This is a genomic window from Aeromonas sp. 19NY04SH05-1 (genome assembly GCF_040581895.1).
GTDB lineage: Bacteria > Pseudomonadota > Gammaproteobacteria > Enterobacterales > Aeromonadaceae > Aeromonas > Aeromonas enteropelogenes.
On sequence record NZ_CP095328.1, the window covers coordinates 4,202,792 to 4,223,988 of the forward strand.

General features: G+C 61.7%; 22 protein-coding genes. 1 reads left to right on the forward strand and 21 read right to left on the reverse strand.

Features of this window, described 5'->3' with window-relative positions:
• Window positions 1–27: 27 nt before the first annotated feature.
• From ftsA to MRK42_RS19355, 14 genes are all read right to left on the reverse strand, one after another.
• Complete coding sequence (ftsA, locus tag MRK42_RS19290; RefSeq protein WP_026456699.1) at window positions 28–1,287, reverse strand: cell division protein FtsA; 1,260 nt, start codon at window positions 1,285–1,287, stop codon at window positions 28–30.
• On the reverse strand, window positions 1,268–2,020 hold the full coding sequence (locus MRK42_RS19295) for a cell division protein FtsQ/DivIB (RefSeq protein WP_026456698.1): 753 nt from the start codon (window positions 2,018–2,020) through the stop codon (window positions 1,268–1,270). The genes ftsA and MRK42_RS19295 overlap by 20 nt, the downstream gene beginning before the upstream one ends.
• A gap of 98 nt (window positions 2,021–2,118) precedes the next feature.
• Window positions 2,119–3,573 (reverse strand): UDP-N-acetylmuramate--L-alanine ligase, encoded by a 1,455-nt coding sequence (murC, locus tag MRK42_RS19300; protein ID WP_223379357.1) that lies wholly within the window; start codon window positions 3,571–3,573, stop codon window positions 2,119–2,121.
• A gap of 111 nt (window positions 3,574–3,684) precedes the next feature.
• Window positions 3,685–4,767, reverse strand: coding sequence for an undecaprenyldiphospho-muramoylpentapeptide beta-N-acetylglucosaminyltransferase (gene murG / locus MRK42_RS19305; RefSeq protein WP_354688553.1), 1,083 nt, complete (start codon window positions 4,765–4,767; stop codon window positions 3,685–3,687).
• The gene (ftsW, locus tag MRK42_RS19310) at window positions 4,767–5,948 is read right to left on the reverse strand and encodes a cell division protein FtsW (RefSeq protein ID WP_042025080.1); all 1,182 of its coding nucleotides are present in this window, start codon (window positions 5,946–5,948) and stop codon (window positions 4,767–4,769) included. The genes murG and ftsW overlap by 1 nt, the downstream gene beginning before the upstream one ends.
• Complete coding sequence (murD, locus tag MRK42_RS19315; RefSeq protein WP_216993564.1) at window positions 5,945–7,228, reverse strand: UDP-N-acetylmuramoyl-L-alanine--D-glutamate ligase; 1,284 nt, start codon at window positions 7,226–7,228, stop codon at window positions 5,945–5,947. Before murD ends, ftsW begins: the two co-directional genes overlap by 4 nt.
• A gap of 4 nt (window positions 7,229–7,232) precedes the next feature.
• Window positions 7,233–8,315: a phospho-N-acetylmuramoyl-pentapeptide-transferase gene (gene mraY, locus MRK42_RS19320; protein ID WP_026456764.1), complete on the reverse strand. Its 1,083-nt coding sequence runs from the start codon at window positions 8,313–8,315 to the stop codon at window positions 7,233–7,235.
• Window positions 8,309–9,664 (reverse strand): UDP-N-acetylmuramoyl-tripeptide--D-alanyl-D-alanine ligase, encoded by a 1,356-nt coding sequence (gene murF / locus MRK42_RS19325; RefSeq protein WP_354688554.1) that lies wholly within the window; start codon window positions 9,662–9,664, stop codon window positions 8,309–8,311. Before murF ends, mraY begins: the two co-directional genes overlap by 7 nt.
• On the reverse strand, window positions 9,661–11,145 hold the full coding sequence (murE, locus tag MRK42_RS19330; RefSeq protein WP_354688555.1) for a UDP-N-acetylmuramoyl-L-alanyl-D-glutamate--2,6-diaminopimelate ligase: 1,485 nt from the start codon (window positions 11,143–11,145) through the stop codon (window positions 9,661–9,663). Before murE ends, murF begins: the two co-directional genes overlap by 4 nt.
• The gene (locus MRK42_RS19335) at window positions 11,126–12,883 is read right to left on the reverse strand and encodes a penicillin-binding transpeptidase domain-containing protein (RefSeq protein ID WP_042025075.1); all 1,758 of its coding nucleotides are present in this window, start codon (window positions 12,881–12,883) and stop codon (window positions 11,126–11,128) included. Before MRK42_RS19335 ends, murE begins: the two co-directional genes overlap by 20 nt.
• Complete coding sequence (gene ftsL, locus MRK42_RS19340) at window positions 12,880–13,194, reverse strand: cell division protein FtsL (protein WP_026458062.1); 315 nt, start codon at window positions 13,192–13,194, stop codon at window positions 12,880–12,882. Before ftsL ends, MRK42_RS19335 begins: the two co-directional genes overlap by 4 nt.
• A 3-nt stretch (window positions 13,195–13,197) precedes the next feature.
• A complete protein-coding gene (gene rsmH, locus MRK42_RS19345) occupies window positions 13,198–14,136 on the reverse strand; it encodes a 16S rRNA (cytosine(1402)-N(4))-methyltransferase RsmH (RefSeq protein ID WP_026458063.1) in 939 nt (312 codons plus the stop codon).
• Entirely contained in the window at window positions 14,137–14,595 is a 459-nt protein-coding gene (gene mraZ / locus MRK42_RS19350; protein ID WP_124238848.1) for a division/cell wall cluster transcriptional repressor MraZ, read from the reverse strand.
• Between the two features lie 237 nt (window positions 14,596–14,832).
• Entirely contained in the window at window positions 14,833–15,129 is a 297-nt protein-coding gene (locus MRK42_RS19355; protein ID WP_026458065.1) for a hypothetical protein, read from the reverse strand.
• Between the two features lie 105 nt (window positions 15,130–15,234).
• Between MRK42_RS19355 and MRK42_RS19360 the strand changes: the two genes are divergently transcribed.
• Window positions 15,235–16,233, forward strand: coding sequence for a lytic transglycosylase domain-containing protein (locus MRK42_RS19360; protein WP_354688556.1), 999 nt, complete (start codon window positions 15,235–15,237; stop codon window positions 16,231–16,233).
• Here the strand turns inward: MRK42_RS19360 and MRK42_RS19365 are convergent.
• Genes MRK42_RS19365 through MRK42_RS19395 form a run of 7 tightly spaced genes read right to left on the reverse strand, consistent with a single transcriptional unit; the run spans window position 16,175 to window position 21,098 of the window.
• A complete protein-coding gene (locus MRK42_RS19365; RefSeq protein WP_026456516.1) occupies window positions 16,175–16,636 on the reverse strand; it encodes a PilZ domain-containing protein in 462 nt (153 codons plus the stop codon). The genes MRK42_RS19360 and MRK42_RS19365 overlap by 59 nt on opposite strands.
• Complete coding sequence (gene lafU, locus MRK42_RS19370; protein WP_026456515.1) at window positions 16,617–17,570, reverse strand: lateral flagellar motor protein LafU; 954 nt, start codon at window positions 17,568–17,570, stop codon at window positions 16,617–16,619. Before lafU ends, MRK42_RS19365 begins: the two co-directional genes overlap by 20 nt.
• Entirely contained in the window at window positions 17,570–18,427 is an 858-nt protein-coding gene (lafT, locus tag MRK42_RS19375) for a lateral flagellar motor stator protein LafT (protein WP_026456514.1), read from the reverse strand. The genes lafU and lafT overlap by 1 nt, the downstream gene beginning before the upstream one ends.
• 52 nt (window positions 18,428–18,479) lie before the next feature.
• A complete protein-coding gene (gene lafS / locus MRK42_RS19380) occupies window positions 18,480–19,190 on the reverse strand; it encodes a lateral flagellar system RNA polymerase sigma factor LafS (RefSeq protein WP_026456513.1) in 711 nt (236 codons plus the stop codon).
• Window positions 19,191–19,196: 6 nt separating this feature from the next.
• Window positions 19,197–19,643, reverse strand: coding sequence for a lateral flagellar basal body-associated protein LafF (gene lafF, locus MRK42_RS19385; RefSeq protein WP_269469380.1), 447 nt, complete (start codon window positions 19,641–19,643; stop codon window positions 19,197–19,199).
• Between the two features lie 49 nt (window positions 19,644–19,692).
• Window positions 19,693–20,811, reverse strand: a complete 1,119-nt coding sequence (locus tag MRK42_RS19390; RefSeq protein WP_354688557.1) for a flagellar hook-length control protein FliK — start codon at window positions 20,809–20,811, stop codon at window positions 19,693–19,695.
• The gene (locus MRK42_RS19395) at window positions 20,802–21,098 is read right to left on the reverse strand and encodes a LafX (protein WP_124238846.1); all 297 of its coding nucleotides are present in this window, start codon (window positions 21,096–21,098) and stop codon (window positions 20,802–20,804) included. Before MRK42_RS19395 ends, MRK42_RS19390 begins: the two co-directional genes overlap by 10 nt.
• Window positions 21,099–21,197 lie beyond the last annotated feature (99 nt).

Sequence of the window (21,197 nt, forward strand, 5' to 3'; positions counted from 1 at the left end):
CTTTATTTGCTGACTTCAGCAAAATTCTTAGAACTCGCCACGCAGCCAGTTGCTGACCCGTTTGACCAGACCACCGACACTTGCCTTGGCGGCATATTCTTTGTTGCTACCTGTCGCCTGATGAGTACGGCCGTACTGCAACAACCCGACCGCAGTCGAGTAGACAGGCGCCTGCACGTAATCGCTCAAACCACGTATATTCATGGGCTCACCCACCCGGACCTGGCACTGGAAGATCTGCTCTGCGCACTCCACCACGCCTTCGATCTGGGCCGCACCACCGGTCAGAACCACACCGGCAGCCAGCTGATGCTTGACCCCTTGCGCTTTCAATTCGCTTTGTACCCGCACCAGCTCGTCATTCACCATGGAGAGCAACTCGGTGTAACGGGGTTCGATCACTTCAGCCAGTGTCTGCCGCTGCAGGCTGCGCGCCGGACGGCCGCCGACACTGGGTACTTCAATATTGTCTTCCTTGCTGACCAGTCGGCCGAGGGCGCAGCCGTAGCGCACCTTGATCGCCTCGGCGTCCAGCGGTGGCGTGCCGAAGGCGTAAGCGATGTCGCTGGTGACAGTACTGCCGGCATACGGAATCACCTTGGTGTGACGCAGGGCACCGCCGGTAAACAGCGACATGTCCATGGTGCCACCACCGATGTCCACCACGCAGACACCGAGCTCCTTCTCGTCTTCGGTCAGCACCGCATAGCTGGAGGCCAGGGCGGAGAAGATCAGCTGATCCACCCGCAGACCTACCTTCTCCACGCATTTTTCGATGTTGCGCGCCATGTCGTTGTGGCAGGTCACCAGATGGACCTTGGCCGCCATCCGCACGCCGGAGAGACCGACCGGGTTCTTGATCCCTTCCTGGTAATCGATGGCGAACTCCTGGGGCAGCACGTGCAGCACCCGCAGCTCGTCAGACAGGCGCACCGATTTGGCGGTATGGATCACGTTGTCCACATCCTCCTGGGTCACCTCCTCGTCGGAGATGGGCACCATGCCGGTCTCGTTGCGACAATCGATATGCTTGCCGGACAGACCGAGGTAAACCGAGCTGATCTGGCAGTCGGCCATCATCTCGGCCTCTTCCACGGCACGACGCAGAGACTTGACCACGGAGTCGAGATCGTTGACCCCGCCCTTCTCCATGCCGCGAGATGCGTGACTGCCCATGCCGATGACGTTCAGTTCGCCGTCCGGCAATACTTCCCCGACCAGAACCGCCACCTTGGTAGTGCCGATATCCAGTCCGACAATCAAATTCCTATCTGCGGTGTTGGTCATGCACTTTCTCTTCGCTCTTCTTCCAGCCAACCGCCATTCCGGTGTCGTATCGAAGATCCACGTACGCAACCTGCGAACGGGGTTCGATCACCGGGAAGGCATCGATAAACCGCTGCAACCGGAGCGCGATGTCGTTGCGTCCGAGGAACAGCTTGATATTGCCATCCAGGGTCAGTTCCCAGGCATGGCGGGGAGTCAGATTCACTCCCAGCAACTTGTATCCTTTGGCAGCCAGTTGCGACTCGTACTGCCGGCTCTCTTTCAATACCCGGGCCGCCTGGTCATCCGGTCCTGACAGCTGCATCAGCGCTACCTTGACCCGATCCGGAGCACTGAACACCTTGCCCTGGGTATTGACGAAGCGGTTGCCATTCCAGCGCGCCGCCACATCCTGTTCGGTGAGGTAGACCTTGATCTTGTTCGGCCACTTCTTGCGAACCGACACCGAGGCCACCCACGGCAGGGCATTCAACCGCCCCTGCAATTCGTTCACATCCAGCTCGAAGAAGTTGCGCGACTCGGCACCATCCAGCACGGCCTGCCGCAACTCCTCTGTCTGCAAATACTGATGTTGCCCCTGCAGCAACAACTCGCTCATGGGCAACCGATTGGCGTCAGTCAGCCAACCTTTAACATCCAGCGCCGTCCGGTAGCAGCCCCATATCACCAGCAGGAAAAACGCTACTCCTGCGATGAAGCCACCCTTGGTGCGCCCCTGTGCCCTTGACTCCACCCGATCGATCCCCGTGTAACGCGCTAAACCGGCCTTTTGGCAGACCGGTTCGCCATTATATAGGCCCCGGCTTGGCGGTCAAAATACTCATTGGGCCCTCAAGCACCAGATTTCATGCTCTCTATGCTCAATTTCATCTCACCGAGACGACGTGCCAGGGCACCGACGTTGCCGGCTCCCTGGGTCAGCACCAGATCCCCCTCGCCAACCAGGTCGGCCAGCACCGCCGGCACGTCATCCGGCGTGGCCACAAAGATGGGTTCCAGGTTGCCACGAGAGCGGATGGAGCGACACAGGGCTCGGCCATCGGCGCCGGGGATCGGCTCCTCGCCGGCAGCATAAACCTCCAGCATCACCAGCACATCGACCTTGGAGAGCACATCGGCAAAGTCTTCGTAGAGATCGCGGGTGCGGGTATAGCGGTGTGGCTGGAAAACCATCACCAGTCGCTTCTCGGGCCAGCCGGCACGAGCCGCGTTGATGGTCACCTTCACTTCGCTCGGATGGTGACCGTAATCGTCCACCAGCATCGCCTTGCCACGACCGGTCTCGAACTCGCCATATTGCTGGAAACGGCGGCCCACCCCCTCGAACTTGGCCAGCGCCCGGATGATGGCCTCGTCGCTCACCCCGTCCTCGGTCGCGACAGCTATCGCCGCCGCAGCGTTCAGGGCGTTGTGGATCCCCGGCAGATTGAGGGTGACCTGCAGCTCGCCCGCCTCTTTGCGGCGTACCCGGAAGCAGCTGTGATTGGTGGTCTGGACAAAATCCAGCACCTGGACGTCGGCATCGTCCGACAGACCGTAAGTCAGGGTGGGACGGGCAATCTCCGGCAGCAGGCCGCGGATCACCGGATCATCGATGCAAACCACCGCCAGTCCGTAGAAAGGCAGGTTGTGGAGAAACTCGATGAAGGTGGCCTTCAGCTTGGCGAAGTCGCCGCCGTAGGTGTCCATGTGATCCGCTTCAATGTTGGTCACGATGGACACCATGGGTTGCAGATGCAGGAAGGAGGCATCGCTCTCGTCCGCTTCGGCGATCAGGTAACGGCTGCTGCCCAGGCGTGCATTGGTGCCGGCGCTGTTGAGCAGGCCGCCGATGACGAAGGTCGGATCCCGGTCCGCCTCGGCATAAATGCTCGCCACCAGGCTGGTGGTGGTGGTCTTGCCGTGGGTACCGGCGATGGCGATGCCATGGCGGAAACGCATCAGCTCGGCCAGCATCTCGGCACGGCGCACGACGGGGATGCGCAGCTCGCGAGCCGCCAGCAGCTCGGGGTTGTCCTGCTTGATGGCGGTGGAGACCACCACCACGCTCGCTCCGTCGACATGCTCGGCGCTGTGGCCGACGAAGATGTGGGCACCCAGCGACGCCAGTCGCTCGGTCACTGCATTGCGTGCCAGGTCGGAACCCGTGACCTGATAGCCCTCATTGGCCAGCACCTCGGCAATCCCCCCCATGCCGGCACCACCGATGCCGATGAAGTGGATGCGACGCACGCGGCGCATTTCGGGGATAACGGTACGCAGTTTTGCCAGTTCAACCTTGGTCATAATCGTCTCTTTATTCTGCCGCAAGCCACTTGCATTCACCGGCAACCCGCCCGGCGGCATCGCTATATTCGGGGATCGCACGGCACGACTCGGTCCGTGCAATCTTGTTCATCACGCGTGCTCGCCCTGTTTGGTGGCGAGCCGCTTGCATTCATCCGCAACCCGCTCTGCCGCATCAGTAATGGCGACGCGACGGGCGGCCTGGGCCATGTTAAACAGGGTTTCCCTGCGCCCGGCCAGCCAGGAGAGGCGCGCAGCCAGCGAGGCCGTGGTCAGCTCGGACTGGGGCAGGAATTCAGCCGCACCGCCGTCGACCAGGGTCAGGGCGTTGCGGGTCTGGTGATCGTCCACCGCATGGGGCAGCGGCACGAAAATGGCGGCTACACCGGCGGCGGCCACTTCGGAGACGGTCAGGGCCCCCGCCCGGCAGACCACCAGGTCGGCCCAGGCATAGGCACCCGCCATGTCCTTGATAAATTCACTCACTTCGGCCGCAACGCCCTGCTTGGCGTAGGCTTCGGCCACAGCCTCCCGATTGCCCTTGCCACATTGATGGCGCACCGCAATGGGGATACCGGCAGCCGCCACCGCGGCAGGCACTTGCTCGTTCAGCACCCGGGCCCCCAGGCTGCCACCAACCACCAGCAGGTGCAGCGGTTCGCTGTCACTGCGCAGTTCGGGATCCGGCAGCGCCACCACTTCGGGACGCACCGGATTGCCAACAACGGCAGTGCGATGGCTCGGCGCAAAAGCCCCGGGGAAGGCCATCAGGACGCGTCTGGCGATGCGAGCCAGCAGCTTGTTGGTCATGCCGGCAGCGGCGTTCTGCTCGTGCAGCAGCAGCGGGATGCCGGCGAGCCAGGCGGCAACGCCACCCGGGCCGGAGGCAAAACCGCCCATGCCGAGCACCACGTCAGGGCGCACCGTCTTGAGCACCCGGCGCGCCTGCAGGATGGATTTGATGATGCGATAGGGCGCCACCAGCAGCCGCTTGATGCCGTTGCCACGCACCCCCTGAATATCGATGAAGGAGATGGGGTAGCCATGGGCGGGCACCAGCTCGGCCTCCATCCGGTCGGCGGTACCGAGCCAGTGGATAGTCCAGCCCTGCTCCTTCAATCGATCGGCCACGGCCAGACCGGGGAACACATGGCCCCCGGTACCACCTGCCATCACCAACAGCGTTTTGCTCACTAAACCTCCCGCACGCGCGCCTGGGCAGTCGCCTGGCGCAATTCAAAATCGATTCGGATCAGCATGCTCACCGCCACCGTCATGATGATGAGACTGGAGCCGCCGTAACTGACCAGCGGCAGGGTCAACCCCTTGGTCGGCATCATGCCGCTGGCGGCGCCGACGTTGACGAAGGTCTGGAAGCTGAACCAGATGCCTATGCCGATGGCCAGATAGCCGTCATAGAGGCGGTCGGCCTGCAGGGCGCGATGGCCTAGCTTGAGCGCCTTGACCGCCAGGGCAAAGATGAGGAACAGGGCACCCAGCACGCCGATATAGCCCAACTCTTCACCCAGAATCGCAAACACGAAGTCGGTGTGGGCCTCCGGCAGGTACTCCATCTTCTGGATGGAGTTGCCGAGCCCCTCGCCGAACCAGCTGCCACGGCCAAACGCCATCAGGGACTGGGTCAGCTGGTAGCCGCTGCCGAACGGATCGGCCCAGGGGTCCATGAAAGAGGTCACCCGGCGCATCCGGTAGGGCTCGACGATGATCAGCAGGATCACGCCCCCCAGACCGCCGCCAATCAGGATCATGAACTGCCACAACTTGGCGCCGGCCAGAAACAGCATGCCGAACGAGGTGACGAACATCACTACGGTGGAGCCCAGATCCGGCTGCAACAGCAACAGGATGGCCAGCACCCCGAACACCGCCAGCGGTTTCAAGAAGCCGAGCCAAGCCTCGCGCACTTCGTTCTGGCGACGCACCAGATAGCCCGCCAGATAGACGAACAGCGCCAGCTTGCCGAATTCGGCAGGCTGCAGGTTGAACGGTCCGAGCGGCAGCCAGCGCACCGCCCCGTTGACGTTGCGCCCCACCAGCAGCACCAGCACCAGCAACAGGATGGCCAGCAACAGCATGGGACCGTTGTGCTGTTGCCAGCGCGCCATGGGCACCTGCAACACAAACCAGGAGATACCGAGCGCCATCACCAGGAACATGCCGTGACGCTTGACGAACATGAAGGGATCATCGCCCAGGGCAATCCCCTCCGGGATCGAGGCGGAGGCCACGATCACCACCCCGACCGCCATCAGCGACAGCGCCAGCAGTACCAGCTGCCGGTCGTAGAGACCCGCGGGTCGCGCCGGCAACAACCAGCGCTGGAACAGGCCTGCGACTGCGCGAAGGGCGTTCATAGGGCCATCACCATTTCGGTGAAGCGGTCGCCACGCACTTCGAAGGATTTGAACTGATCCAGGCTGGCGCAGGCTGGCGCCAGCAGCACCCAGTCGCCGGGCCTGGCATCGGCGGCCGCTTTGGCGACGGCGGCGTCAAGGTCCGCCACTCGCTCGGTCTGCTCACCCAGGGCCAGCAGCACCTCGGCATCCTGGCCGAAGCAGTACATGTGATCAATCTGGTTGCCAAGCAGCGCCTGGATGGGGCCGAAATCCTGCCCCTTGCCCTGGCCACCGGCCAGCAGCAGCAGACGCCCTTTTACGGACTCACGCACGCCGGCCACGGCGGCCAGGGTCGCCCCCACGTTGGTGGCCTTGGAGTCGTTGATCCAGCGCACGCCCCCCACCTCGCGCACGAAGCGGGCACGGTGCGGCAAGCCTTCGAAGCGGCGCAGCACGGCGAGCTGGGCATCGCGGGGGATGCCGACCGCATCGCACAGGGCCATGGCGGCCAGCGCGTTGGCCTGGTTGTGGGCACCGACGATCTTCATCTCGTCGACCGCCAGCAGGGGATCGCCATGGAGGGTGAGCCACTGACGGCCATCAAGCAGGCAGCGGCCGTAGCCGTTGCAGTCGAGGCCGAAACTCTGCCACACCTGACCCACATCGGGCAGAGTCTGGGCATCGTCACGGTTGACCAGAATGTGTTGGGAGTGCTGATGGATCTCCATCTTGGCGGCGCGATAGTCGGCCATCCCCTGATAGCGATCCATATGATCTTCGGAGAGGTTGAGCACCACGGAGGCCGCGGCGCGCAGGCTGTAGGTGGTCTCCAGCTGGAAGCTGGAGAGCTCCAGTACGCAGAGATCCATCGGTTGCTTGAGCAGCTCCAGTGCCGGTGTGCCGATATTGCCGCCCACACCGACCTTGAGCCCGGCCTCGGCGATCATCTCGCCCACCAGGGTAGTCACCGTGCTCTTGCCGTTGGAACCGGTGATGGCGATCACCGGCACTTCGGTGTCGCGCACGAACAGCTCGATGTCGCCGATGATCTGCACGCCGCACTCGGCAGCGGCTTTCAGCTCGGGAGTCGCCAGCGCGATGCCCGGACTCGCCACTATCATGTGCGCCTGCTTGAGCAACTCTGCATCGAGCCCCTGGACCAGCTCCACCTCGGGCGGCAGCTGATCCTTGCCCGGCGGGTTGGCGCGGGTGTCCATCACCAGCGGCGTGACGCCACGACCGAGGAAGTAATCGACGCAGGAGAGTCCGGTTTTACCCAATCCGATGATGATGACCATGGCCTTATCTCACCTTCAGGGTGGCAAGACCCAGCAGCACCAGCACGAGGGTGATGATCCAGAAGCGCACGATGACGCGCGGCTCCGGCCAGCCCTTCTTCTCGTAGTGGTGATGGATCGGCGCCATGCGGAAGATCCGCACGCCACGCAGCTTGTAGGAACCGACCTGCAGGATCACAGAGACGGTCTCCATCACGAAGACCCCGCCCATGATCACCAGCAGGAACTCCTGGCGCACCAGCACGGCGATGGTACCGAGCGCGCCACCCAGTGCCAGGGAGCCCACGTCTCCCATGAAGACCTGGGCCGGATAGGTGTTGAACCAGAGAAAGCCCAGACCTGCCCCGACGATGGCGGTACAGACGATCACCAGCTCGGAGGTGTAGGGCACATAGGGGATATGCAGATAGCTGGCGAAGTTGACGTTACCGGTCGCCCAGGCTATCAGGGCAAAGCCCCCCGCCACCATCACGGTCGGCATGATGGCCAGGCCGTCGAGACCATCGGTCAGGTTGACCGCGTTGGAGGTGCCGACGATGACGAAGTAGGTCAGCAGGATAAACATCAGGCCGAGCTGGGGCATCACATCCTTGAGGAAGGGCACCACCAGCTGGGTCTGGCCATCGTGGGTCGCCGTGGTATAGAGGACGACCGCCACGATCAGCGCGACTGCCGACTGCCAGAAGTACTTCCAGCGGGCGATCAGACCGTCGGTATTCTTGCGCACCACCTTGAGGTAGTCATCGGCAAAACCGATGGCACCATAGGCCCCCAGCACGAACAGCACCAGCCAGACATAGGGGTTGTCGAGGCGGCACCAGAGCAGCACAGAGGTGAAGATGGCGGCCAGGATCATCAGACCGCCCATGGTGGGGGTGCCACGCTTGCTGAGGTGGGACTCGGGACCGTCGTTGCGGATCACCTGGCCGAATTTCAGGATCTGCAGGCGGCGGATGAGACGCGGCCCCAGCCAGAGCGCGACCCCCAGACCCGTGATGATCGACAGGATGGCGCGAAACGTCAGGTAGGAGAAGACGTTGAAGAAGGTGAAGTGCGGGGTGAGCAGTTCCGCCAGCCAGACTAGCATGAGGCTGACTCCTGACGGTCTTTGACCATCTCGACGATATCTTCCATACGGGAGCCGCGGGCTCCCTTGACCAGAATTGAAATTTCCTGATTTTTATCAATCATTTGTGCAAGCACTTCGAACAACGACGCCTTATTGTCAAAATGTCGGCCAGCCGCGGCATCTGCGGTATGGCGACTATGTTCCCCTACTGTCAGCACGGCATCCAGACCGCACTCGCGGGCATGACGGCCGACCCGGGCATGTTGCTCGGCAGACTCCTCACCCAGTTCCCGCATGTCACCGAACACCAGCACCTTGAAGCCACCCATGGCGGTCAGGGCATCGATGCCCGCCAGCACGGACTCCACGCTGGCGTTGTAGGTATCGTCCACCAGGGTGAGGCCACCCCAGCGCAGGGCGCAGAAGCGCCCCTTGACCGGCGCCATTTGCTCCAGGCCCGCCTTGACGGAGGCCAGTGACGCACCCAGCGCCAGGCAACCCGCCGCCGCCGCCAGGGCATTGGCCACGTTGTGGCGCCCCGGGATGGCCAGGGTCAGTGCCACTTCACCCTGTGGTGTCACCATCACGAATTCGGCACAGCCCTGCCCGTTGATCAGCAGATCGCGGGCATGGAACGGCTGGCTCTGATCGTCGATGGAGAAGGCACAGGTGATGCCGCGCTCGCGCCACTTGGGCCAGAACTCGTTGTCGGCATTGACGATGGCGCAGCCGCCCTCGCCCAGCCCCTCGAAGATCTCGCTCTTGGCGTGAAACACCCCTTCCAGGGAGCCAAAGCCCTCCAGATGAGCGGCCGCCACGTTGTTGATGATGGCGGCGTCGGGTCTGGCAAGGGACGTGGTCCAGGCGATCTCGCCCGGGTGGTTGGCGCCCAGCTCCATCACCGCAAACTGGTGTTGCGGCTCGAGGCGCAGCAAGGTGAGCGGTACCCCCACCTCGTTGTTGAAGTTGCCGGCGGTGGCCAGCACTTCCCCTTCGTGGCGCAGGATGGCGGTCGCCATCTCCTTCACCGTGGTCTTGCCACAGCTGCCGGTGATGGCCAGCACTTTCGGATTGATGCGCTCGCGCACCAGCTTGCCGAGCAGCCCCAGCCCCTTGAGGCTGTCGGCCACCACCAACTGGGGCACGGCCAGCGGCAGTTCACGCTCCACCAGCAGGGCGGATGCCCCGGCGACAACGGCCTGCTCGCAAAAATCATGGGCATCGAAACGCTCGCCACGCAGGGCGACAAACAGGGCTCCGCTACCCAGAGTGCGGGTATCGGTACTGACTGCGGTGATCTCACTATCTTCACCAATCAGACGGGCATCGAGCGCCTGCGCCAGGTCGGCAAGCCTGAGGGTCATCATGTGAATGACTCCAATAATGTATGCAAGGCGGCGGCGACGGTTTCCCGGTCGCTGTAGTGCCGCTTGTCGGTTCCAATAATCTGATAATCCTCGTGGCCTTTGCCGGCCACCAGGATGATGTCCTGCTTGCTCGCCTGTCCAAGTGCCAGGTTGATGGCCCTGACCCTGTCGTGTTCCACCTGCACCGTCGCGGGATCGCGAAGACCCGCTACCATGTCGGCCATGATCCGGGCCGGATCCTCGGTGCGGGGATTGTCGTCGGTCAGGATCACCCGATCCGCAAACTGTTCCGCCACGGCGGCCATCATGGGACGCTTGCCGCGATCCCGGTCGCCACCACAGCCCACCAGACACCAGAGCTGGCCCTTGCAGTGCACCCGCAGGGCCTGCAACGCCTTCTCCAGGGCATCCGGAGTGTGGGCATAATCGACCACGGCAAGCGGCGCATCGCCACCGCCGAAACACTCCATGCGGCCAGTCACTGGTTGCAGTTGCGGCGCGGTGGCCAGCAGGGCGTCGAAGTCGTAGCCCAGCACCAGCATGACCCCCATGGCCGCCAGCACATTGCTGACGTTGAAGCGGCCGAGCAAGGGGGCGGATAATACACCATCCCCCCAGCTGGAGTTAATCCGCGCACGAAAACCTTGCTGGTGAAAATCGAGTTGCTGCGCCGTTAACTGACGGCCAGGATGGTTCTCAACCGGGCCATGGACGCTGAAGGCGACTGCATCCGGGTATTTCGCCAGCCATTGGGCACCCAGTTCATCGTCCCGGTTGATCACCGCATGACGTTCATCCACCAGTTGCAACAGCAGCTCCTTGGCGGCGCCATAGGCCTCCATGGTGCCGTGGTAGTCGAGGTGATCCCGGCTCAGGTTGGTGAACACGGCGGCGGCAAATGGCAGGGCAGCAACCCTGTATTGCACCAGACCATGGCTGGAGACCTCCATCGCCGCCAGATCCGCCCCCTGCGCCTGCAGGTCAGCAAGATTGGCCTGCACCTGGACGGCGCTGCCTGTGGTGTTTTCCGCCTCAATCAGCTCGCCAAACAGCCCGTTACCTATGGTGCCCATCACCCCGGCCTTGCCCCCCAGCAGGGTGCGCCAGTTGGCGACCAGCAGCGCGGTCGTGCTCTTGCCGTTGGTGCCGGTGATCCCCACCAGTTGCAGCTTGTTCGCCGGCTGGTCGTAAAAATAACCCGCCAGCTCGGAGAGACGGGCAGGCAGATCCACCATGCCGATGCAGGGGATTGACGTCGCAGGAGCAACGAATTCACCGTCCTCCTCATACACAACAGCGGTCGCTCCCTGAGCCACCGCTTGTTCGATAAACCGTCTGCCGTCGACCTGATGCCCGCGAATGGCGATGAAGAGAGAGCCCGGGCCGACCCGCCGACTGTCCAGCTGGATGTCGGTCAGGGGAAGCGCCGGCGCCTCGATTCCGAATGGGCGCAGCAACAGATCAAGTGCGCGGGACTGCATTATTAGCCTCCGTACGGGCAAGTTTGGTGGGAACTGATGGCGGTACTGCATCGGGACGAATATTGAAGAGCTGCAGCACCCCTCCCATGGCCTCGGCAAAGGGCGGCGTCGCCACGGCGCCACCATAGTAGGCCTTGCCTTTGGGTTCGTTGATCACCACCACCATGACGAAGCGGGGATCGCTGGCCGGGGCAAACCCGGCAAACCAGGCCATGTAATCCTTGCCATAACCGCCAGCCACGGCGACCTTGGCGGTACCACTCTTGCCGCCGACCCGGTAACCCGGGATCTTGGCCTTGGGAATGGCGTTGTCGACCACGTATTCCAGCGCCTGCAGCATGGCGGCGGCGTTGTTGTGATCGATGACCTGCTCACCCTTGGGCGGCTTGGTCACCTTGACGATGGAGATGGGCACCCGCTTGCCCTTGTTGGCCAGGGTGGCGTAGGCGGACGCCAGCTGCAGCGGAGTGACCCGCAGGCCATAGCCGAACGACAGGGTCGCCCGTTCGATATCGGACCAGCGACGACGCTGGGGCAGCATGCCGCTGCTCTCCCCCATCAGGCCGCTGCCGGTATCCATGCCGAAGCCGAACATACTGAGGGTGTTGATCATCTCCTGGGCCGGCATCCGCAGGGCGATGCGTGACATGCCGATGTTGGAGGAGTAACGCAGGATGTCGTACAGGTTGGTCGCCTTGTGGATACTCACGTCACGGATTTGCTTGGCCCCGATATAGAGCGGCCCGCCCGGTATGAAATCCTTCCAGCTGGTGACGCCTGCCTGCAAACCGCTGAGCAAGATCAATGGCTTGATGGTGGAGCCCGGCTCGTAGGTATCGGTCACCACTCGGTTGCGCACCCGGAAGCTCTGGTACTGACCGCGGTTGTTGGGGTTGTAGGAGGGGGTGTTGACCATGGCGAGCACTTCGCCGGTTTTGATGTCCAGCATCACCATGGAGCCGGAGGTTGCCTTGTTCTCGTCGGTGGCGCGCTTGAGGGCGCGATAAGCCAGCGCCTGCACCCGCTGATCGATGCTCAGCTGCAGATCGTTGGCGTTCTTGCCCTCCTTGACGATCCCCAGCCGCTCGATTACCCGGCCCTGCCTGTCTTTGCGCACCCGCATCTCGCCCGGGGTGGCGGTCAGCCACTCGTTGTAGCTGCGTTCGATCCCCTCGATGCCGCTGCCGTCGATGTTGGTTACCCCCACCAGATGGGCACTGATCTCGCCGGTCGGATAGAAACGGCGCGATTCGGGACGCAGATAGACGCCTCCCAGCTTGAGCCCCTTGATGTACTCGGAGACCGCTGGCGTCACCTGCCGCTGCAGGTAGACGAAACGCTTGTTGGGGTTGGCGATGCGCCGCTTGAGGGTGTTGATGTCGAGCTTGAGCACGGCGGAGAGCGCCAGCCAGGCCCGCTCGTTGTTGATAGCGCCGGACTCGTGCACCGTTTTGGGATCCGCCCAGACCGCCTCGACCGGCACGGAGACAGCCAGCTGTTCGCCGTTGCGATCGGTGATCATACCGCGCACCGCCTGGGTGGAGGTGGTGCGCAGGGAACGCATATCCCCCTCCTGGCGCAGGCGATCAGGATTGATCACCTGGATCCACGCCAGACGCAGGATCAGACCGACAAACGCAATACCGATGAAGACCACCAGAGTGCGAAAGCGCCATGGATAGATGGAGGGCGCCTTGATATTCGCTTTGGCCGATTTGGCTGTCGCCTTGCGTTTCATGGTTGGGTTATTACCTTCTCGGTGGTCACCAGCGGGCGAGCCATCTGCAACTTGTCCATGGCCAGACTCGCCACCCGGGAATGTTCCGCCAGAGTGCCCTGTTCCAGCAGGAGGTGACGCCACTCGATGTTGAGGCGATCCTCTTCCGCCATCAGATCGTTCTGCTTGGCGGTCAGGCCGCGAGTCATGTTGGTCACCAGGATCACGGCAAAGGCGGTCACCAGCACAGCGACCGACAGAAAAATCTGCAACTTGTGCCGCCAGAGATCGCTTGCGATCTCCTTGGCCAGATGAACGCGCACCTCACTCATGGTTTAATCCGCCAGGCGCTCGGCCACTCGCAGCACCGAGCTGCGTGACCGGGTGTTTTCAGAGACTTCATGATCGGAAGGCTTGAGCGCCTTGCCGACCGACTTCAACTTGCGGCCACCCGCCAGCTGCGCCTCGGTGAGCGGGATGCCGTGCGGCACCTCCGGCCCTTTCTCGTGCTTGCGGATGAAATGCTTGACCAGCCGATCTTCCAGAGAGTGAAAGCTGATCACCGACAGGCGGCCATGAGGTGCCAGCACCTCCAGCGCGCCATTCAGTGCAGTTTCAATCTCGTCCAGCTCGCTGTTGATATAGATGCGAATGGCCTGGAAGCTGCGAGTCGCAGCGTGCTTGCCCTTCTCCTTGCTGGGATTGACCCGGGCAATCATCTCCGCCAGCTGGCGGGTGCGCACATAGGGTTCGGTGACCCGATCGTGCACGATGGCGCGGGCGATCTTCTTGGCAAAGCGCTCCTCGCCGAAGGTTTTCAATACCCAGGCGATGTCATCCACGTCGGCCTTGGCCAACCACTCAGCGGCGCTCTGGCCCGTGGTGGGATCCATCCGCATGTCGAGGGGGCCATCTTTCATGAAGCTGAAGCCGCGCTCGGCGTCATCCAGCTGGGGAGAAGAGACGCCCAGGTCAAGCAGGAAGCCGTCGACCTTGCCCAGCAGGCCACGCTCTGTCAAATAGCCGGTGATGCCGGAGAAGGGGCCATGCACGATCTCGAAGCGGGGATCCTGGATCTTGGCCGCTTCGGCGATGGCCTGGGGATCGCGGTCGATGGCGATCAACCGGCCATTGGGGCCCAGATGCTGGAGGATCAGGCGAGAATGACCACCACGGCCAAAAGTACCATCGACGTAGACACCGTCCGGCTTGATGGCCAGACCTTCGACGGCTTCGTGCAACAGCACTGTGATGTGTTCAGCGGCTTGGGTCATTTATAAAGAGAAATCCTGTAGTCGTGGCGAGCTTGCCCAATCGTCCCCGGGCAGTCCCAAGATGTCGTCATTGACCTGTTGTTGCCAGCGGGCTTCATCCCACAACTCAAACTTGTTGAGCTGGCCCACCAGCATGATCTTCTTGTCCAGCCCGGCGTGGTTGCGCAGTGGCTGGCTGAGCAGCAGACGGCCATTGCCGTCCAGCTCGCATTCGGTGGCATGTCCCAGCAACAGACGCTGCAAGCGGCGCTCCTGGGGGTGCATGCTGGAAAGGGTCCTGAGCTTGCGCTCGACCTCTTCCCATTCGGTCAGGGGATAAAGGAGCAGACAGGGGTGGGCAATATCGATGGTGCAGACCAGCTGGCCGTCGCTTTCATCGCGCAGCCAGTCACGAAATTTGGTCGGAATCGCCAATCGCCCTTTGCTGTCCAGGCTGATGGCGTGAGCGCCACGCAACAAATTGAAGTCCCTGAAAGGTAAATGAGTGGCTGGATGCCCCTCTAAAAACCACTTTGATCCACTTTTCCCCACCCTGAAGTTTAAGGACGTGCAGGGGGCTTTTCAAGCAAGGAGATGGGACAGGGGGAACATATTGACGCGGCGTTTCCGTAGTGCCGATTAAATGAGTTGATTTTTCACAAGTTATTTATTTGGAAACCGGTGAAGATTAATTTTTGCCAAGGAAGTCGCGACCACTCATGGCGCAATAATGAAGCGGAACAATACGACTGCACACAAAATAATGCTTACGCCTACGACCGGATAAATGATGTAACTATCACTGAAACGGCGGGCTCGCAGGCACACCAGCTGGCAGAGCAACAAGTTGTACACAATCAGCAGCAGGGTGAGCAGGATATTCACACCCAGAGTCAGTTCACCGGCATGCCAGATGTACAGCCCCATCAATACAAAATTGGCGAGGATCAGGTAGAGCAGGAACTTCTGGATTATTTTCCCCGCTTTGGGTGACTTTTTGACTCGTGCTATCATGTTTTACATCCTTGACTCCACATGACCTAGCGACTAAACCCATCAAAAACTGTTGAGATATATCATGTTTTTTCCATTATGCCTGCATTTCCCCGGCAACAGAAAATGACATTCCCAAGATTGTATCTGGCCCTGGGACTATTTTTATTCTCTTCAGTTTGTCTCGCTTACGATAAATATCACTGGCAAAGCGACTTTCCTGCCCCGATCCAGGGGGAAGGGGCGACTCTGGTTGCCCAGCAGCACGAATATCTGCTGAAGCAGAAATCCTATTTGCAGCGCCGACTGGCGGACAACCAACCCGTGATCCGCTGGATATCCGAGCAGGTCAAAAACCACCATCTTCCCCCCTTGCTGGCGTTTGTTCCCCTGATTGAGAGCAGCTATCGCCTCGACGTCGTCTCCGCCGCCGGCGCAGCGGGCCCATGGCAGTTGATGCCGGACACGGCGATCCGTTTTTCCGTGCCCATCACCCGCGAGTTCGATGGTCGCTACTCGCTCCCGCTGGCTACCGAGGCAGCCCTCACTTATCTGGGCTGGCTCTATCGTTTCTTCGGTGAAAACTGGCTGCTGGCGCTGGCAGCCTATAACGCCGGCGAGGGGCGTGTCTTGAAAGCGGTCATGAGGGCGGAGAGCCGCAACGTCTGGGAACTGGAGCTGCCGACCGAAACCCGGCTATATGTGGCGCGGTTCGTCGCGCTCGCCAATCTGCTCGACCGGGCCGAACGTTTCCAGTTGCAACTGCCGCCCTGGCAAGCAGGATCCGATGTGCAGGTATTCCAGAGAGTCGCCAATTGCTCTCTCATGGCGTGGGCTTCGGCAAAAGGCATCTCGATGAACCAGGCACTGCGCTGGAACCCGGCCTGGCAACTGCCAGAGGCCAGCGGCATCGGCAACTGTCCTGTGGTATATCGCAAGGAAGAGAAAATCATGGTCGCCGGACAACCAGTCCGGCCGCAGGAGAGAAAGGCGGTCTCCCTCGAGAGTCTGCACGATCCCTTGTTGCTGCGGGCTGCCCGGGGATTGGACATGACCCGCAGCGAGATCAGGCTGCTCCCTTCTCCGGATCCGTTGGGGATGGGTCAGACGCGGCCTCTGTTCTGAGCGCCCTGAAGCAATGGCGCCAGTGGCTGAGCAAGGGAGCCAGATCCACCTGTTCGGGCTCGCTCCAGCGAGCACCATAGAAACGCAGGTAGCGGCCGATACCCCGGCGATGAGTGATATGGCAGGTCAGGGTCATGGCGGGAGCCAGCTTCAGGGTCACCTGTTCGGGCAACTCGAAGCGGGCCGGCGCAAGAAAACCGACGCCTCCCGGCCCCAGATCCTTGATCACCGCCCGACCTATGCTGCGGTCAAACAACAGGCCCGATACCAGCAGACGGGCCGCGATACCGCAGCTCTGTGACTCCAGCGGCGTGGTGCCGTCGTGCAGATACCAGCGCGGCAGCTTGCGTCTGGGATCATCACTGCTGTTTTGAAACAACAGATCAGTTTCTTGAATTTCCATGGTTAAGGGCATCCTTGGCCTGCTGGGCAGCAGCCTGGGTTTGGGAACTGAACAGTTGTTTCAGGCTGTTTTCCGCCTGGGTCGTCATGATCAGCAATTCGATACGGCGATTCTGGCTGCTGTGGGGATTCGCCCGATCTTCCAGCATGGTATCCGACATTGCGCTTACCTGGCCAACCCGATCGGGTGGCATGCCGCCCGCCTGCAGTACCCGTCTCGCCATCATGGCGCGATCCGACGACAACTCCCAGTTGCTGTAGTTGTCGCCCGCAAAGGGGGTGCTGTCGGTGTGGCCCGAAATCATGATCTTGTTCTCGATGCGCTGGAACACGGGCGCCAGCGCCAGCAGCATGTGACGGAAGAAGGGGGTGATACGTGCGCTGCCGCGGCTGTACATCTCCCGCTGCTCGTCGTCCCGGATCAGGATCCGCAATCCCTGTGGCACCAGCTGCAGTTCAAGGTTGTTCTTGGCCTGCACCTCATCCGCCAGCGAGCCGATGAAACCTGCCAGCTGTTTCATCTGTGCTTCCCCTTCGATCTTGCCGACCAGCAGGCTCTCGTAGCCGTTCTTGCCTTCATCCGAGAAGATGCTCCTGTTGCCCGAGATATGTCTTGGCATCGGCTGGCCTTCGGTCTGGTATTTGGGCATGACTTCGTCAAGCACGGAGGGGTTGCCCCCGAGATCGACCGGGTAGGGGCTGTTTCTGATATCGAAGGGGTTCGCCTCGCTGTCCATGATGCTGTAGTCGCGCAGACGACTGGCCACCACTTCCCGCTCCTCCTGGTTGGAGACGGCCAGGATCCAGAGCACCATGAAGAAAGCCATCATGGCCAGGGTGAAATCGGCGAAGGCAACCTTCCAGGCGCCCCCGCTCTTGGGACCGGTGTTGCGACGCTGCTGGCGCTTGACGATGATCTGTTCGTGATTGCGCATTACATCGCCCTGTTGGTCACCCAGTCTTCCAGCTCGAGGAAGCTGGGCTTGACCTCAGGCTCCAGGATCTTGCGGCCGGAATCCACCGCCAGCAGGGGAGTCTTGCCACGCAACTGGGCCAGCAGAATGGACTTGATGCACATCAGCAGGCCGATGCGACGCTTGACCATCTCCTCCATGGCGTTGCTGAGGGGTTCGAGCAGGCAGTAACAGAAGAAGATGCCGAGGAAGGTGCCGACCAGCGCGGCAGCCACATGCACACCTATGTTGCTGAGCGGACCGTCCAGCTGCTGCATGGTGATGATGATCCCCATGACCGCCGCCAGAATGCCAAAGCCCGGGCATGCCTCGCCGGTCTTGTGCAGGGCATGGGCCGGCTTGAGCATATCTTCCTCGATGGCCATGATCTCCTGCTCCAGCAGGGTATCGAGCTCGTGAGGAGTGATCTTGCCCATCCCCAGCAGGCGCAGGTTCTCGACGATGAAGCCGAGCAGCTGGGGATCTTCAGAAACCTGGGGATACATCAAAAACACCGAGCTCTGCTGGGGATTCTCAATGTGTTCATCGAGGGCCTTCATCCCCTTGCTGCGGGTCTCTTCCAGCAACTGGTGCATCAGGGTCAGCAGCTCGCGGTAGACCTCTTTCTCTTCCTTGTTCGGCTTGAAGCACTGTTTGATCTGCCGCCACATCTCATGCATCACCTCCTTGGAGTTGCCCAGAAACATGGAGCCAGCCGCCGCGCCAATAATGATGATGAGTTCCGAAGGCTGCCACAGCGCGATCGGGTTGCCCCCGGCCATCATGAAGCCTCCCAGCACACATATTAAAGTGACACCGATGCCGATCTGTTTTTGCATGAATGCTCCCGCACAATTGAACGAACCCCACCCGCCAGGGGAAAGAGACTACTTATATGGAGTCGACCAGTCTCTGCTTTAGCTGAAGCACGCATTGCTTGTGCAGCTGACAAACTCTGGATTCCGTGAGCCCGAGCACCAGCGCAATCTCTTTCATGTTCAGTTCGTGCTGGTAGTAGAGGGAGAGCAGCAGCTGCTCGCGCTTGTCCAGCGACTTGAGCACCTTGCTGATGGTCATGGCGAGATCCGTGTCATCCGACTCGGCGGCCGGAGCCCGGCCACCGTTTTCGAGCCAGTCCTCGAGGCTCTGCAGAGCCTCCGCCTGACTGGCATAGGCCAGCTGGCGCACCTCGTCGACGGAGCAGTCGAGGGCCTGTGCCAACTCCTGTTCCGTCGGCACGCGCCCCAAGCGGTTGTGCAGCTCCCGCTGCATCTGGTTGTGGCCATGAACCTGCTGGCGCAGCTGGCGAGGGCGCCAGTCAAGTCTGCGCAATTCGTCCAGCATGGCGCCACGGATCCGCTTGAACGCATAGCTCTCAAACTGGGCATCCGGCTCACTGCCGTAGCGACGCCAGGCCTCCAGCAGCCCCATCATGCCGACCTGCTCCATGTCTTCCTGGTCGAAGGCGGCCGTCACCTGACTGCGCAGGTGGCTGGCGGCACGCTTAACCAGCGGCAGATAACGGGTGAGGATGGTCTGTTCGCTCGTGGCCGGCGCACTGGTGCCGAACTCGTGCTGCATATCCCAGGCGGAGTCGATCATGAGGGGTTACTGCACCAGTACCTTGGTGATCAGCACCTCGTCGAGATAGGGCTTGTAGCCATAGCTCTGCAGGGTTGTGACCAGTTTGCCCAGCAGGGAGGTCTGCAAGGCAGTGATATCCTTGAGCTCCTTCTGGACATCGTCATTGGAGCGATGACTGAAGTACTGCACCATGGCGTTGCGGATAAGCGGGTTGAGCATACGCAGCTCCTCCAGCTGGGCGGGATTATGGGTCACCAGCGCCAGCTCCAGCACCAGGTAGTGGGACTGGGAATCCCCCTCCAGGCTTATTACGAACCGATCCAGCGGCTTGAACAGCGGCTTTTCGCTCAACTCGGGTTTGGGCTCTTCCAGCCCCAGCCAGACGGCGATCAGATCGCGCTTGAGATAAGCACCATAAGCCAGGGCGGCCAGCAAGACGATCGCCAGCACGACTATCATCAACCACTTCATCACTCGCCGAATCATATCAATCCACTCTCTCTTTACCTGAAGGCAACGGTTACACCAGGGTATTCAACCAATCGGGACGGCTCTTGCCGCTCTGCTCCAGCTCATCGCGCCACTGCTGGCGTCCGGCCAGGATCTCGTCTCCCTGCCAGCGCTGTTTGGGGTTCTGCTCCCCCCCTTGGCCGACATTGACGTCGACGCCGCCAGAGTGGTGGGGAGCCAGGCTCATGCGCAGCCGCTCCATCGACTGGATCAGGGCATCGCGCACGGCGGGGTTGGTCGCATTGAGCTGCACGTTGAGGCGATCGCCCTCGACCCGCACGGTCAACTCCAGCCGACCCAGCTCGGGAGGATCGAGCCGGATATGCGCCTGCTTGACCTGCTGGTTCACCTGCAGCTCGACCTTGTCATGAAGCAGGCTCATCAGTTGCTGCCCCCACTGGGCCTGATTGTCCGGCAGCTTGACCGGGGCCCACTGGTATTCGGCAGGCTTGCTCGGCGCCAGCTGGCTGGCCGGCAGCACCATGAGTTTCGGATCAAGCGCCACCGGCTCCCGCTCGCCGGTCTGGGGCTGGGGCTGGGCATTGAGCATGGGTTGCAGGGTGCTGATCAGCCTGGCCTGCACACCTTCCCGTACAGCCCCCTTGCCATCCCCTGCGGCGCGCGCCTGCTCGGCCACGGGGGCTGCAGAGGCATCCTGACCGGGCAAGGCACTCTCCTTGAGCTGGGGAGCAGCATTGCTGAACGCAACGCTCCCCTGTTCAGCCAGCAGGGTGCGCTGCTGCAGGCCACGAAACGAGAGCGGTGGCAGGGTCAGGGCAACCTCTTCCGCCATCTGTGCCGACGGCACGGCTCCCTGGGACGGGATCGGAGACGCGGCTCCGCTTGCCGACTGCTGGACACGCTCTTCCAGCAATACGAAGGAGGGCAACATGCGGCTGAATGCCTGCAACTGTTCGCTCGCCCCCTCCAGCTGTTCCCCTTGCACTTCATCGGTCACTGGGGCCTGTACGAAGCCAGTCACCGGCTCCGCCTGCAACTCTTCCTGCGCCAGGGCATCCGCCTGCAGGTAGGAGTCATCCCCCTCCTGCGACGACTGGTTCAGTCTGTGTTTCGCAAATGATTCTCGGGTCGGTGCGAGTTCACCACCCGCCAGCGGGATCATTGCCATTGTTGTACCTCGTCATAGGCTGCCAACCCCTCGCGCTGACCATTGAGCGCCTGCCACGCCCCCTTGAGGCGATCGGTCTCGTGCTGGCAAAGGGTGATGGCACTCTGATAGAGGGCTCTGACCTCAGCTCTCGTGGTGGCCATCGCCGCCCAGCTTTGCGGGTGCTTGTCCGCCATCTGGCTGGCAAAACGGGCCAGCCTGGCATCCGTCTCTTTCAGGACTTCCCATTCCCCTGCCTGCGCCTGCTGCAACAGCAGACGCGCCAGTCCGAGCACTTGCAATGACAACCGCTCCTGTTCCTGAGGGGACAGGGGTCGTGCTGTATCAAGGGACATAAATGGGTACCAAATGGGATTCTTTTGCTGACATGCCCAGAGCTAAGCAAA